The organism is Kribbella sp. VKM Ac-2569 (assembly GCF_004216905.1).
In the GTDB taxonomy this organism is placed as follows: domain Bacteria; phylum Actinomycetota; class Actinomycetes; order Propionibacteriales; family Kribbellaceae; genus Kribbella.
Map to the genome: position 1 here is coordinate 897,222 of NZ_SGXJ01000002.1, position 13,253 is coordinate 910,474.

Annotated in this window: 12 protein-coding genes; 6 read left to right on the plus strand and 6 right to left on the minus strand. The window is 67.1% G+C overall.

All coding sequences use genetic code 11. The annotated features are described in order from the left end of the window. Positions 1–103: 103 nt before the first annotated feature. Genes EV649_RS17415 through EV649_RS17425 form a run of 3 tightly spaced genes read right to left on the minus strand, consistent with a single transcriptional unit; the run spans position 104 to position 2,853 of the window. Positions 104–814, minus strand: a complete 711-nt coding sequence (locus EV649_RS17415) for an FCD domain-containing protein (RefSeq protein ID WP_130384481.1) — start codon at positions 812–814, stop codon at positions 104–106. A 27-nt stretch (positions 815–841) separates the two neighbouring features. Further along, the gene (locus tag EV649_RS17420) at positions 842–1,777 is read right to left on the minus strand and encodes a dihydrodipicolinate synthase family protein (RefSeq protein WP_130384482.1); all 936 of its coding nucleotides are present in this window, start codon (positions 1,775–1,777) and stop codon (positions 842–844) included. 14 nt (positions 1,778–1,791) lie between these two features. After that, the gene (locus tag EV649_RS17425; RefSeq protein WP_130384483.1) at positions 1,792–2,853 is read right to left on the minus strand and encodes a sialidase family protein; all 1,062 of its coding nucleotides are present in this window, start codon (positions 2,851–2,853) and stop codon (positions 1,792–1,794) included. 47 nt (positions 2,854–2,900) lie between these two features. On the opposite strand from EV649_RS17425, the gene EV649_RS17430 reads away from it, so the two are divergent. From EV649_RS17430 to EV649_RS17450, 5 genes are read left to right on the plus strand one after another with little or no spacing between them, the layout of a single operon-like run. Next, the gene (locus EV649_RS17430) at positions 2,901–4,523 is read left to right on the plus strand and encodes an extracellular solute-binding protein (protein ID WP_130384484.1); all 1,623 of its coding nucleotides are present in this window, start codon (positions 2,901–2,903) and stop codon (positions 4,521–4,523) included. Next, a complete protein-coding gene (locus EV649_RS17435; RefSeq protein ID WP_130384485.1) occupies positions 4,524–5,468 on the plus strand; it encodes an ABC transporter permease subunit in 945 nt (314 codons plus the stop codon). Beyond that, on the plus strand, positions 5,465–6,352 hold the full coding sequence (locus tag EV649_RS17440) for a carbohydrate ABC transporter permease (RefSeq protein ID WP_130384486.1): 888 nt from the start codon (positions 5,465–5,467) through the stop codon (positions 6,350–6,352). The genes EV649_RS17435 and EV649_RS17440 overlap by 4 nt, the downstream gene beginning before the upstream one ends. 15 nt (positions 6,353–6,367) lie before the next feature. Further along, entirely contained in the window at positions 6,368–7,138 is a 771-nt protein-coding gene (locus EV649_RS17445) for a phosphatase PAP2 family protein (protein ID WP_130384487.1), read from the plus strand. 39 nt (positions 7,139–7,177) lie between these two features. Beyond that, entirely contained in the window at positions 7,178–9,187 is a 2,010-nt protein-coding gene (locus EV649_RS17450; RefSeq protein WP_130384488.1) for an AAA family ATPase, read from the plus strand. On the opposite strand, the gene EV649_RS17455 is transcribed toward EV649_RS17450, so the two are convergent. From EV649_RS17455 to EV649_RS17465, 3 genes are read right to left on the minus strand one after another with little or no spacing between them, the layout of a single operon-like run. Further along, positions 9,173–10,588, minus strand: a complete 1,416-nt coding sequence (locus EV649_RS17455; protein WP_130384489.1) for a hypothetical protein — start codon at positions 10,586–10,588, stop codon at positions 9,173–9,175. The genes EV649_RS17450 and EV649_RS17455 overlap by 15 nt on opposite strands. Continuing rightward, positions 10,585–11,589, minus strand: a complete 1,005-nt coding sequence (locus tag EV649_RS17460) for a hypothetical protein (RefSeq protein WP_130384490.1) — start codon at positions 11,587–11,589, stop codon at positions 10,585–10,587. The genes EV649_RS17455 and EV649_RS17460 overlap by 4 nt, the downstream gene beginning before the upstream one ends. 31 nt (positions 11,590–11,620) lie before the next feature. Then, entirely contained in the window at positions 11,621–12,811 is a 1,191-nt protein-coding gene (locus tag EV649_RS17465; RefSeq protein WP_130384491.1) for an MFS transporter, read from the minus strand. 88 nt (positions 12,812–12,899) lie between these two features. Between EV649_RS17465 and EV649_RS17470 the strand changes: the two genes are divergently transcribed. Next, positions 12,900–13,211, plus strand: a complete 312-nt coding sequence (locus EV649_RS17470; protein WP_130384492.1) for an ArsR family transcriptional regulator — start codon at positions 12,900–12,902, stop codon at positions 13,209–13,211. Positions 13,212–13,253: the final 42 nt, after the last annotated feature.

The window sequence follows — 13,253 nt, forward strand, 5'->3', positions numbered from 1 at the left end:
TCTGCAGCTCGACAGGAGGTGTCGGCTCGGTCGGCCGATCGCCACGCTCAGCCGACCGAGCATTTCGCCACAGTGGACGTATACGTACTGTCGAGCTGCAGAGCTATTCGCCGAGGCGGGTGTGGATTCCGTTGAAGTGGCGTTTCATGGAGTGGGCGTAGGTGTCGGGGTTGGCGGATTCCAGGGCGTTGAGGAGGTCTCGGTGCCAGGCGGCGGCGTCGGCGGGGGTGTAGCGGGCGCCGGGGAGGCGGGCGTCTACCTGGGCGAAGGTTCGCCAGAAAACTGACAGCAGGTCGATGACCAGGGCGTTGCCCAACGGTTCGTAGAGGGCTTGGTGGAAGGCCCAGTCCTCGTCGGGGAAGTAGTTGCCTTCGGCGGCCTTGGCTTCCATGCGTTCGACGATGGGTTCCAGCGCGTCGTAGCCGTGCTCCTTGAAGTGGCCGACCACGTCGTCGGCCAGGCCGACCTCGATGGCCTGGCGGACCTCCAGGACGTTCTGGACGTCGCGGAGGTCGCCGGCCATCGACTGGGACATGCGGAACGCGAGGCCGTCCTCGAGGGACTGCAGGTTCACCTCGCCGACATACGTCCCGTACCCGTGCCGGATCTCGATGATGCCGACCGCCTGCAGCGCCTTCATCGCCTCGCGCAGCGGGTGCCGGCCGACGCCCAGCTGCGCCATCAGGTCCTGCTCGTTCGGCAGCGGGTCACCCGCCTTCAGACCGCGTTCCAGGATGTACGACTTCATCGCGTCCCGGATAAAAGACTGATTCCCTGCCGCACCACGTGCCCGGCTGAGCCCACCCGTTGTCACTGCCGGCCTCCCTTTAGCTAAGACCGCTCAGTGTAATCCGGCCCGGTCCAGCAGCGGCCGGACCGCGGCGATCTCCGTGTCGCTCAAGGGGATAGAGGGGTACGCCGTGGCCGGGCAGTCGATCACGCCCAGCAAGAACAGCCCGGCCTTGAACGCACCCAACGCCGCCGAACTCGCCCCCATCCGCGACCGGTCCGCCACGTTGATGATGTCGAACAACCGGAACAACCGGTCCTGCTCATCCCGCGCCGCCGCAGCATCACCACCCACCGCAGCCTTGAACAACCGCGCATACCCGGCCGGATCCACGTTCCCCAGACCAGGTACGACGCCGTCCACCCCGAACGCCAGCGCCGAGTCAACCGTCACCTCGGACCCAGTCATGATCACAAAGTCGTCGAGTGCCTTCTCCCGACGGGACAGCACCAGCTCTCGCAGCGAAGTCTCCTGCCCGGACGAGTCCTTCACACCTGCAATGACCCCCTGCTCGCCAAGAGACATGACGAGAGCGGCCGGAAGCTTGGTGCCTGCCCGCGGCGGGATGTCGTACGCATACAGAGGCGTGTCACCCGCAAGCGACGCCAGCCGCACGAAGTGGCGCTCGATCTCAGCAGGGTGAGTGGCCGCGTAGAACGGAGCCGTGGCGACAATCCCGTCCGCACCGGCCTTCAACGCGGCAGAAACATGCGCAGCGACCCGGTTGGTAGACGTATCGATCACGCCGACCAGTACCGGTACCTGTCCGGCCACCTCCGCGACACTCGTCTCCAGCACGACCTGTCGCTGCTCGTCGGTCAGAAACGTGCCCTCGCCGGAGGTGCCGAGCACGAAAACCCCGTCCACACCCCCGGTCAGCTGGTACTGGATCAGCCGGGCCAGCGATGCAGTATCGACGTCGTACGACGGGGTGAGGGGAGTAACCAGCGGAGGTACGACACCGGTCAGATGGGCGGATGCGGTCAAGGGGTCTCCCAACCTCAAAGGGCGAATGTGGCGAAGCGCAAGGTCGCGAACGAGGACGTCTCACCGGCCTCGTAGAAGATCCCGATCGAGCCGTCGGGCAGCAGCACCAGATCGGAGTACCCGGCCATGCCCTCGTGCACGACCAGCTCCGGTTTCCACGACGTACCGAAATCTGCACTGACGAAAACGGTCAGTTCCCGGCGCGACGTGGGATTCACCGGTGTGGACAACAGCAAGCGTCCGTCCGGCAGGCAGAGCACGCTGCCCTGGATACCCGGTGCGGTGATCTCGGGAATCCCGGCGTACGGCGCATCGAGGGTCTGACCGCCGTCGGACGACCAGGCGTGTACGCGGGCCGGTCCGGTGCCCTGGTGGTTGCGGGCGTTGAAGTACAGCCGCCCGTCGGGCAGCTCGGCGACGGCGGTCTCGTTCGCGTTGATCTCCGCGCCGTCGTTGCGGTCCACGAAACCGACCGACCAGGAAGCACCGCCGTCGTCGCTGTAGATGCAGTGCCCGCCGTTCAGCCGGATCAGGTCGTCCACCGGCTCGGACGGCACGAAAGAATGATTGGCCGGTACGACGAGGCGCCCGGAGCGCAGCGTGATGCCGTGGCACGGACCCGTCGCGTACCAGCCCCAGTCGCCCGGCTTCACCTCCGCCGTGATCTCGCGCGTCGGACTCCAGGTCGCACCGTCGTCAGCGGACCGCTGCACGAACACACGGCGGCCGGACTCAGGATCGGTGCCCCGGGCAAGCGACATCTCGACCGCATCGGCGCCATTCTCCACCGTCACCAGCACGATGTCCCCCGACGTGGGGTCGACCAACGGCACCGGGTTTCCACAGGTCTTGCCCGGCACTGCCGACACGACCTGCAGCGGCAGCCAGGTCCGGCCCCCGTCGAGCGAACGACGCAGTACGACCTCGATCTCACCCGCGTCACCGGCCCCGTGCAGCCGGCCCTCGCAGAAGGCGAGCACCAGCGAGCCATGCGCCAGCACCGACGGGATGCGGAACGTGTGATAGCCGCTCCCCGCCGGATCGAAGATTTCCAGAGCGCCGACTCTTGAAGACATAGGACGTACTATGTCATGGTGTGGCCCTCCGATGGAAGTGAGGCCTCATGCCGGTCAGCAGAAGAACATTCCTCGGCGGTGGTCTGGCCGCCGCCGCTGTCGCGGTCACGGGTACGCCGCTGCTGGCGGGGTGCGCGTCCGACAAGAAGAACACCGCCGCGGCGAACGCGGCCGTCAAACTGCCGACGTACACGAAGTACGGCGAGATCAAGCCGGACCTGCCCGGCACCGACGTGGTGCTGGACGGCTTCCTGAAGTACCCGGCGAACCCGGTGAAGGCGATCGCCGAGGCTCCTGGTGACGGCAAGCCGATCACGTTCATGACGAACATCCCCGGCGCCATCCCGCCCGCCGCGGACAAGAACCAGTTCTGGCAGGAGCTCAACAAGCGCCTCGGCTCCGAGCTGCAGATCAGCATGGCGTCGAACGACGAGTACAAGGACAAGTTCGCGACCCGGATCGCGGGCGGCGACCTGCCGGACATCCTGAACATTCCGCCGGACACGCCGCAGATCCCGGGCCTGGTGAAGTCCAAGTGCATGGACCTGACCGAGCACCTGTCCGGCGACGCGATCAGCAAGTACCCGTTCCTGGCGAACATCCCGACCGAGTTCTGGAAGGGCTGCGTCTTCAACGGCGCCATCTACGGCGTCCCGGTGCCGCGCGGCATGTCCCGTACGTCGCTCGCGCTGTACCGCGAGGACCTGCTCGCCGCGAAGGGCATCAAGGACCCGGCGCCGAAGAACTTCCAGGAGTTCTTCGACCTGGCCAAGGAGATGACCGCGGCCAAGCAGAACAAGTGGGCCTGGACCCGGGTGCCGCTGTCGACGATCCGGCAGATGCTGGGGATCGCGAACGTCTGGAAACAGGACGGCGGCAAGTTCACCTCCATGTTCGAGGACGAGGCCCAGCTCGAGGCGCTCGAGGCCGGCCGCAAGATGGTCGCCGCCGGGGTGATCAACCCGGACGCCTTCAACGACAAGGCCAGCGCCCGCAAGCAGTGGTTCAACGGCGGCATCGCCGCGTTCGACTACGACGGCTTCGTCGCGTGGAACCAGTACTACTCCGACAACACCGCCGGCGACGCGTTCGCGGTGAACATGCTCGACGTACCCGGCTTCGACGGCGGCGAGGGCAAGCCGTGGATGGGTTCGGCGCTGAACAACGTCACGTCGTTCAGCAAGAGCAGCACGCACTCGGCCGAGACGTTGCTGAAGGTCGCGAACTGGATGGCGGCGCCGTTCGGCACCGAGGAGTACATGTTCCGCAAGTACGGCGTCGCGGGCCGGCACTACACGCTGCAGGGCACCGACCCAGTGCCGACGAAGGTCGGCGTGGTGGAGACGGGTATCGGCCTGCAGTACATCAGCGACTCGGCGCTGGCGCTGTACTGGGCCGGCAAGCCGGACGTCCCGCAGAAGCAGCACGCGATCCAGGAGAAGGTCGCGAAGCGGCTGGCGTACGACGCGTCGTACGGGCTGTACTCCGACACCCAGTCGAAGAAGCAGACCCAGCTCGCCAAGACGATGACAGACCTCGAGGGCCAGATCGTGCAGGGCAAGAAGCCGGTGTCGGACTGGACCGCCGCGGTGCAGACCTGGAAGTCCTCCGGCGGCGACAAGATGCGCTCCGAGCTCGAGCAGGCCCTCTCGGACACGGCAGGGAAGTAGATGCTGCAACGATCCAAGACGCGCCCGCAGCAGCAGCTGAGCCTCGGCCGGCGGCTGCTGCGGGACCGCGTGCTGCTGCTGTTCGCACTTCCCGGCGTCGCGCTGATCATCGCGTTCCACTACGTGCCGCTGCTGGGCAACGTGATCGCGTTCAAGGACTACCAGCCGTTCCTCGGGATCAACGCGAGCGACTGGTCGGGCTGGGAGAACTTCAGCGTGATCTTCAACGGCGACCCGGCGTTCCTGCGGGCGTTGAAGAACACGCTGATCCTCACCAGCCTGCAGTCGATCTTCGTGTTCCCGGCGCCGATCCTGCTCGCCCTGCTGCTGAACTCGCTGTTCTCCGAGCGGATCAAGCGGATCGCGCAGAGCATCCTGTACCTGCCGCACTTCATGTCCTGGGTGATCGTGGTCGCGCTGTTCCAGCAGATGCTCGGCGGCAGCGGCCTGCTGAACAACTACCTGCGATCACACGACCTGTCGACGATCAACATCATCGGGAACTCCGAGCTGTTCCACGTGCTGCTGACGTCGCAGATCATCTGGAAGGACACTGGCTGGGCGACGATCCTGTTCCTGGCGGCGCTGTCCCAGATCGACTCGCAGCTGTACGAGGCAGCGAGTGTGGACGGTGCGAGCCGGATGAAGCAGCTCTGGCACGTCACCCTGCCCGGTCTGCGCGGGATCATCATCCTGCTGTTCATCCTGCGGCTCGGTGACTCGCTGACCGTCGGTTTCGAGCAGATCATCCTGCAGCAACAGGCGGTCGGCCGGGATGTCAGCGAAGTACTGGACACGTACGTCTACAACAACGGCGTACTCGGTGGCGCCTGGGGTGTCGCGGCGGCGGTCGGCCTGGTCAAGGGCATCGTCGGCGTCATCCTCGTGCTGACCGCGAACAAGGTGGCGCACATCTTCGGCGAGCAAGGGGTGTACCAGCGATGAGTACCAGGATCGTCCAGGGCGTGCCGATGCCCGGCTGGCCGATGCGGATCTTCAAGGGTCTCGTGCTGCTGGTCTTCTGCGCGGTCGTGATCGTCCCGTTCGTCGGCGTGATCTCGACCAGCGTGGCGCCGAACAAGCAGATCAACGAGTCCGGCGGGCTGGTGCTGCTGCCCAAATCGATCAGCTTCGCAGCGTACGAGTCGTTGTTCGCCGGCGGCGTGGTGACGCGGGCGCTGTTCGTCAGCATCTTCGTCACGGTCGTCGGCACGCTGCTCAGCCTGATCGTGTCGTGCCTGCTGGCCTACGCGTTGTCGCGGCCGAGTTTCGTCGGCGGGCGGCCGATCCTGCTGGTCGTGCTGTTCAGCATGCTGTTCTCCCCCGGCATCATCCCGCTGTACCTGACGGTCAAGGGCGTCGGGCTGCTGGACAGCCTCTGGGCCCTGATCGTGCCGACGATGATCAGCGCGTTCAATGTCGTCGTACTGCGGGCGTTCTTCATGAACCTGCCCAACGAGCTCACCGAGAGCGCACGGATCGACGGTGCGGGTGAGCTGAAGACGTTCACCAACATCGTGCTGCCGCTGTCGAAGGCGGTGCTGTCGGTGATCGGCCTGTTCTACGCGGTGGCGTACTGGAACGCGTTCTTCTCCGCGCTGCTGTACCTGAACGACTCGAAGCTCTGGCCGTTGCAGCTCGTACTGCGGACGTACGTCATCAACGACACCCAACTCGGCAGCGCCGAGCTCGGCACCGAACTGCTCCCGCCGCAGGCGTCGATCCAGATGGCGATCCTGGTCGTCTCGATCGTGCCGATCCTGGTGATCTACCCGTTCCTGCAGCGGCACTTCGCCAAGGGCGTCCTCACCGGCGCTGTGAAGGGCTGAGTACCGTCGAACGGTATGGGGATAGCTGCTGTCGAACGGGTGGGGGAAGGCCGGGCACAGGTCTTCTGGAGGGTGGTAAGGGAAGCAGTCCTGCTGGCGACACTGTTCCTGGTCTACAGCGCGGGCCGGCAGATCGCGGCCCGGCACACCGGTTCGGCGTTCGACCATGCGCACGAGGTGCTGTCGCTGCAGAACTGGCTGCACCTGCCGAACGAGGCGTCGATCCAGCACTGGGTCCTGCAGTTCCCGCCGCTGGTCAAGGGCGCGAACCTGTTCTACGCCAGCGTGCACGCCCCACTGACTGCCGTCGTACTGCTCTGGCTGAGCATCTGGCGGCCGAAGGCGTACTCGCACGTCCGTTGGACGATGGTGTCGCTCACGGGACTGGCGCTGATCGGTCACATCGCGTTCCCGCTGGCGCCGCCGCGGATGATGCCGGGCTTCGTGGACACCGGCCTACGCTTCGGCCAGTCCGTGTACGGACCGGACCACACCGGCGGCGCGGTGAACCAGTTCGCCGCGATGCCGAGCCTGCACGTCGGCTGGGCCACCCTGATCGCGCTGTCGATGATCCTGATCACCCGGTCGCGCTGGCGGTGGCTGTGGCTGCTGCACCCGATCATCACGTTCAGCGTCGTCGTGGTGACCGCCAATCACTACTGGCTGGACGGCATCGTCGCTCTAGCGCTGCTGGCGATCAGCCTGCCCCTCCTGCTCCGGCCCGGTCTGCACGCCGACAGGCCACGGACCCGTAATTCAGTGTCGCCACGACAGGTGCTCAAGTAACGTGGCTGGGCTCCCCCACTGCTCGCCGGAGGTTTCAGCATGCCCTCAGATACGTCCGACACTCTCCAGGCCGAGAAGGACTACCTGAAGACCTCCCGGACGGCGCTGGCGCTGATGCGGGAGAAGACCGGAGCACTGGAGATCCACAGCGCGGACCGGGTCAACCAGGAGTATCTGCAGGCCGCGATCTTCCGGCGGATGAAGGAACTGGAGGACGACCCGGACGTGCCGCTGTTCTTCGGGCGGCTGGACTACCTCGAGCCGACCGACGAGACCTTCCACATCGGTCGCCGGCACGTGAACGACGCGCTGGGCGAGCCGCTGGTGGTGGACTGGCGTGCGGACATCTCGGTGCCGTTCTACCGGGCCAGCAAGACCGAGCCGATGGGTGTCGGCGTACGTCGGCGGTTCGGCTTCACGCACGGCGAGATGACCGCGTTCGAGGACGAGGACCTCACCGCGACCGGTCAGGACGAACAGCACAGCGACATCCTGGACGCTGAGATCGAGCGTCCACGTTCCGGCCCGATGCGTGACATCGTCGCCACCATCCAGCCGGAGCAGGACGTGATCGTCCGGGCCGGCGTCGACGACACCATCTGCGTGCAGGGAGCGCCTGGTACCGGTAAGACCGCGGTCGGGCTGCACAGGGCGGCGTACCTGCTCTACGCGTACCGCGACCAGCTCAGCCGGGCCGGTGTGCTCGTAGTGGGCCCGAACGCGAGCTTCCTGCGGTACATCGGAGACGTCCTGCCCGCACTGGGTGAGATCGAGGCGAAGCAGACCACCGTCGAGGAGCTGGTCGCCCGCGTGAAGGTGGCCGGTCCGGGGCCGGCGCTGGTCGACGTACTCAAGGGCGACGCCCGCATGGCCGAAGTACTGCACCGGGCAGTCTGGTCGCACGTCAAACTGCCCGAAGAGTCGCTGGTAGTGCCACGCGGAGCGCATCGCTGGCGAGTGGCGGCGTACCAGGCCGAGGAGCTCGTCACCGAGCTGCGGAGCCGTGGCATCCGGTACGGCGCCGGCCGCGCGATGCTGCCGCAGCGCCTGGCCCACGCCGTGCTCCTGCGCATGGAGGCAGCCGGTGACTCCCCCGACGACCGCGTGCAGGACTCGGTCGCACGCAGCCGTCCGGTCAAGCAGTACGCCGACGCGCTCTGGCCGGCTCTGGACCCAGCGAAGCTGCTCTTCCGTCTCTTCACCGACCCGAAGCTCCTCGCCGAGTACGCCGACGGCATCCTCACCGAGGAGGAGCAGGCACTGCTGCTCTGGGACAAGGTGCCGCGGTCACCCGGTGCGGCGAAGTGGTCCGTTGCCGACGCCACTCTGATCGACGAGATCGCCGACCTGGTCGACCGTACGCCGTCACTCGGGCACGTGGTGCTAGACGAGGCACAGGACCTCTCCGCGATGCAGCTGCGTGCGGTCGGCCGACGCTGCTCGACCGGCTCGATGACTGTGCTCGGTGACATCGCGCAGGGCACCACACCGTGGGCCACACCATCGTGGGACGAGGCGCTGAAGCACCTGGGCAAGACCAGCGCGCACACCGAGGAGCTGACCGCCGGCTTCCGCGTCCCGGGACAGGTGATCGAGTACGCCGCCCGCCTCCTCCCGACGATCGCTCCGCACCTCAAACCACCGACAGCGGTACGACGAGCGCGCGGTGAGCTGACCATCACTCGCGTACCGGACAGCCTGGCTGCTGCGGTGACAGCGGTCCACGAGGTGTCAGAGCGCCTCGGCTCGATCGGTCTGATCGTCCCGGACGCGCTGGTCCCCGCAACCCGGAAAGCCTTGCAGGGCATCGCTTTCTCGGTCCTTGGCGACGAAGACGACGTGGACGCACACCTGGACGTCGTACCGGCCTCTCTCGCCAAGGGACTCGAGTTCGACCACGTGGTGCTGGTGGAGCCGGCCGGCATCGTCTCTGGTGAAGCCGACGAGCGGACCGGACTCCGACGCCTCTACGTCTGTCTGACTCGTGCCGTCACGTCACTGGTCGTTTTGCACAGTGAAGATCTACCTGTGGTTCTAGAAGCCCCGTGACCCGCCGGACCGGCGCGACGAGCGCCGGGACGACCCACCACCGCTGGAGCGCGTCCGCGACGAATAGGACCTGCGGCGGCTCGAGCCGCTGTACCAGCTGCTCCCGTCGTCGTCGGAACCGCTGCTCGACGAGGTCGCCCAGTCACCGACGGAGCTGCCGACGTTCGACCTGAACCGGCCGAAGCGCGCACCTGGTCGACGGGACCGCCAACGCGACCGCATCTCCTCGCCGCGGCGCCGGAAGTCGGAGTCCGGGAACCACCACGCGCGACCGTCGCCCTGCGACCAGTACCCGTCGACGTACGCCGCGAGGTCCTCAGCGTGCTCCCAGTACGGCCGCTCGATCTGCCAGCCCTTCACCATCCGGATCTCGGGTTTCTCGCCGGCTTCGTCGCGCTGCTTGCACGCCGCGCAGACGTCCACGTTGCGCGCAGCGCCGTCCTCGGGCTTCCACTGCACCTGGTCCACGCTCGGACCGTGCCGCGGGTCGAAGAAGCAGGGCGCGGTCGGCTCCGGGATCGGCTCACCCGCACGCACTGCGTCCAGGCAGCGAAGACCGTAGCGGGCCGAGCCGAGCAGCGTCGTCACTGCCTGAATGTCCTTGTCACCCTTCGCCTGGTCGAGCCGATGGCGAGCCTTCTCGACGGTGTCGAGCACGTCCTTGGACAGCTTCGACTGCTGCGGGTCAGAGACCGTCGGCAGCGCGGAGACCTGCTGCGAGAGCGCGATGATCTCCTCGTTGAGCAGCGGCTGCGCGACCTTCAGGTGGGCCTTCTCGTCCTGCCGCCTGGCCCGCCGGGCACCCAGCCCGGTCATGGTGACCCAGAGCCCGATGATCCCGGCCACGCCACCGGCGTACGGCGCGGCGTCGACGTAGAACGGCTTGTTCACGACCTGTGCGCGCTGGATGAACCTCTCGAGCATCGACTCGTAGTCCGGCGCACAGCAGTCGACCGCCTGGTCCACCGCATCGCCCACGAAGTACGTCGGCCCGTGGTCGGCACGCTGTACGGCGTGCAGCCCGCGGCCGTTGGACTGCGACGACGCATCGACCAGCACGGCGTACACGCCCTCGACGCCGACGCGGTCGTACAGCTGATCCGCGATCTCCTCGCCTTCCCAGGCGGGCCGCGAGTAGTACTTGCTCTGCGACTTGTTGATCTTCTCCGCGGGGATCACCGCGATCCGGATCGGTGCGCCGGCGCTCTTCGCGGCCGCGTCGAGCTGAGCGGTCTCGCTCGGGCTCAGCTCCGACACGTCCGGGTCGACCCAGACACCAGCGTCGCCGAGGTGACCGGCCACGGTGTTCATGTACGCGCTGGGGTCGCCGGCCGCGTGCGCCAGTGGCGCGGGCAGGACCCACAGAGTGATGACGGCGAGCGCGCCGAACAGACGTTTCATCGTGCTCCTCCCGAGAGCCGCTCACGGCAGGCATTGCAGACCGGGACTTCCCGGGGCCGCCCGCCAGGTGGCGTGTACATCCAGTCCGTCACGGAGGTGCCGTGGCCGGGGTCGAAGAAGCAGGTGGCACGGCGAGCAGGTGCGGGCGTTCCGGCGACCTTCGCCTGTGCACAGGCCAGCCGCCACCGCCCGTACTCGACCGTGGAGCGCACTTCGCGCAGCTTGTCGTCGTCGGGTTCCCCATCGACCACGCGGCCCGCATCGGCGTACGCATCCATCGCCGCCTGCACGTCCGCTGTCGTATCCATGCCGTCCAGACGCACGTCCGCGGCATCCAGTTCCTCACCGAACCGCGTGACGTCCTCCCGCGCGGTCGCGCGCCGCTCGTCCAGCGAGTCGACCTCGTCCGGCAAGACGTCGTACGACGGCCTGTAGAGCGCGGGACCTTCGTCCTTGCGCGATCGTGTCCTCCACCACCAGAAGGCGAGGCCACCGGCAATCAGCACGACCAGGGCGATCAGCAACGGCCACAGCCAACCAGGTGTGCCGTTGGAGGCCTTCTGTACGCCGAGTTGGTCCAGCACCCCGTTGAGCATGCCGACCGGGTCGGAGCGGCTGTGCTTGTCCAGCTCGCTGGTGAGGATGTCCGCGATCGGTGTGTCGACCCCGACCGCGCTCCCCCAGGCGATCGCGCCACCGAACACGACGAGATAGATGCCGTCGGCCTGCTGCCGATCCACGAGTTGGTCGACGTACGTGTGTGCGGCCGCGCTCTTGTCACCGGTGGTGAGTACGGCAGCGGGCACGACCGCGATGCGAATCGCCGGGTCGTGCCCGCTCACTCGTTCAGCCAGCTCAGCGGCGTCCTTGTCCGGTACCAGTGATCGCTGCGTCGGCTCGACGTACACAGGTGACGTCTTCCACCCGTCGACCACCGCGGTGGGGTCGTTGGACCCCGTCAGGGTGGTGGCGAGCAACAGCACACCGGCAAGCAGACGCATGGGCAGAAGAGTGCCCTACTGCAGGTTCTCCTCAGTCAGCGGTTGCTGTGACGTAGATGTCCTCGTCCCGCTCGAGCTCCTCTACCTGCTGCAGGGAGGAGTCCCTCCAGAGCGCATAGAGGAGGCCCAGCACGACCAGCGACAGGGCGGAGGCCAGCACCGGGAGGTAGCCGACGCCGAGCGTCTGGATGACCAGTCCGCCGACCACAGCGGACAGTCCGGCGCCCAGGTAGATCGCAGACGCGTTGAGGGAGATGAGCAGTCCGCCGCCGAGCTCCAGCAGCAGGTTCTGGATCGGTGGGTTGAAGGCCCAGGTCAGCATGCCCCACACCACCAGAGCGGCTCCGGCGCCGACCTCGGTCGTCAGCGTCAGGTCGAGTGTGGCGAGGACGGCGGTGATGCCGGTCATCAGGACGACCAGGGTGCGGAGGCTGCCGAAGCGGTCGGTGATCCGGCCGCCGAGGAAGTTGCCTATGACCGCACCCACGCCGTACAGGAGCAGGAGGAGGCCGGTGACGTTGCCGGTGAGGCCGGCCGTGTGCTTGAGCAGCGGGACGATGTAGATGTACACGCTGAACGCGGCGAGCACGGCAAGGACAGTCATCGCCAGGATGATCTGCACGCGTCGGTCCGCCACACCGGCGAAGCGCTCGCGCAGGCTGACCACAGGAGGTGCGTCGACCTTCGGGAGCGCGGCGCGCTCGACGATGGCGACCAGTACGGCGACAGCGGTGATGAGTGCGAACACGCCCTTGTAGCCGAGTGTCGGGCCCAGCAGCGTGCCTGCGGGTACGCCGAGCACCAGTGCGAACGTGAGACCGCCGAACACGATCGCCACTGCTCTACCGCGTTCCTCGGGTGGCAGCAGGCTGGTGGCGAACAGTGTGGCGGCCGGTGTGTAGACGGCGGCGCCGAACGCCGCCACGACGCGGCCGACGATCAGGATCGGGTAGTTGACCGCCAGCGCGGCGATCAGGTTGCCGAGCGCAGCCAGCACCAGTGCGGCGATCAGGAGGGTACGGCGCTCCCACCGGCCGGTCAGCGTGGACAGGATCGGCGCACCGATCGCGTACGACAGCGAGAACGCGGTGGCGAGTTGGCCGGCTGCGGTCAGCGAGACGTGCAGCTCCGAGCTGACGTCGGGCAGTACACCGGACACGACGTACGCGCTGGTGCCGACCGCGAACGCACCGGCGCCGAGCAGGTAGATCCGTGCGGACATCGAAGACCTTCCGGTCGAGGTTCAGTAGTTCGATCGTCATCGTACTACGATCATCGTCGAACTTCGACAGGCGTCGTACTATGGACACATGGCCACTAAGGTTCTCCCGCAGCCGGAGCGGGACGAGATCCGCGTCGAGGCGGTTCTCCAGGCGCTGGGCGAGCCGGTCCGGCTGACGATCGTCCGCGCGCTCGCCGACAACCCGGCCGGCGTGTGCTGCGGCGAGATCGAGCTGCCGGTGACGGCGTCCACGCGCGCCCACCACCTCAAGACCCTGCGCGAGGCGGGCGTCCTGTCCACGCACACCGACGGCACCCGCCGGATCAGCATGCTGCGCCGCGAAGACCTCGAAGCCCTCTACCCGGGCCTGCTCACGGGCATCCTGTCGGCGAAGCAGTAGCCAACCGCAAGGTTGCGGTGGGGTGATCGTGGGGTGGTTGTA

Coding starts and splice junctions, on each gene's coding strand:
- EV649_RS17460 (WP_130384490.1), bottom strand. CDS start 11,589: ATGCGTCTGCTTGCCGGTGTGCTGTTGCTCGCCACCACCCTGACGGGG.
- EV649_RS17470 (WP_130384492.1), top strand. CDS start 12,900: ATGGCCACTAAGGTTCTCCCGCAGCCGGAGCGGGACGAGATCCGCGTC.
- EV649_RS17465 (WP_130384491.1), bottom strand. CDS start 12,811: ATGTCCGCACGGATCTACCTGCTCGGCGCCGGTGCGTTCGCGGTCGGC.
- EV649_RS17440 (WP_130384486.1), top strand. CDS start 5,465: ATGAGTACCAGGATCGTCCAGGGCGTGCCGATGCCCGGCTGGCCGATG.
- EV649_RS17435 (WP_130384485.1), top strand. CDS start 4,524: ATGCTGCAACGATCCAAGACGCGCCCGCAGCAGCAGCTGAGCCTCGGC.
- EV649_RS17445 (WP_130384487.1), top strand. CDS start 6,368: ATGGGGATAGCTGCTGTCGAACGGGTGGGGGAAGGCCGGGCACAGGTC.
- EV649_RS17425 (WP_130384483.1), bottom strand. CDS start 2,853: ATGTCTTCAAGAGTCGGCGCTCTGGAAATCTTCGATCCGGCGGGGAGC.
- EV649_RS17455 (WP_130384489.1), bottom strand. CDS start 10,588: ATGAAACGTCTGTTCGGCGCGCTCGCCGTCATCACTCTGTGGGTCCTG.
- EV649_RS17430 (WP_130384484.1), top strand. CDS start 2,901: ATGCCGGTCAGCAGAAGAACATTCCTCGGCGGTGGTCTGGCCGCCGCC.
- EV649_RS17450 (WP_130384488.1), top strand. CDS start 7,178: ATGCCCTCAGATACGTCCGACACTCTCCAGGCCGAGAAGGACTACCTG.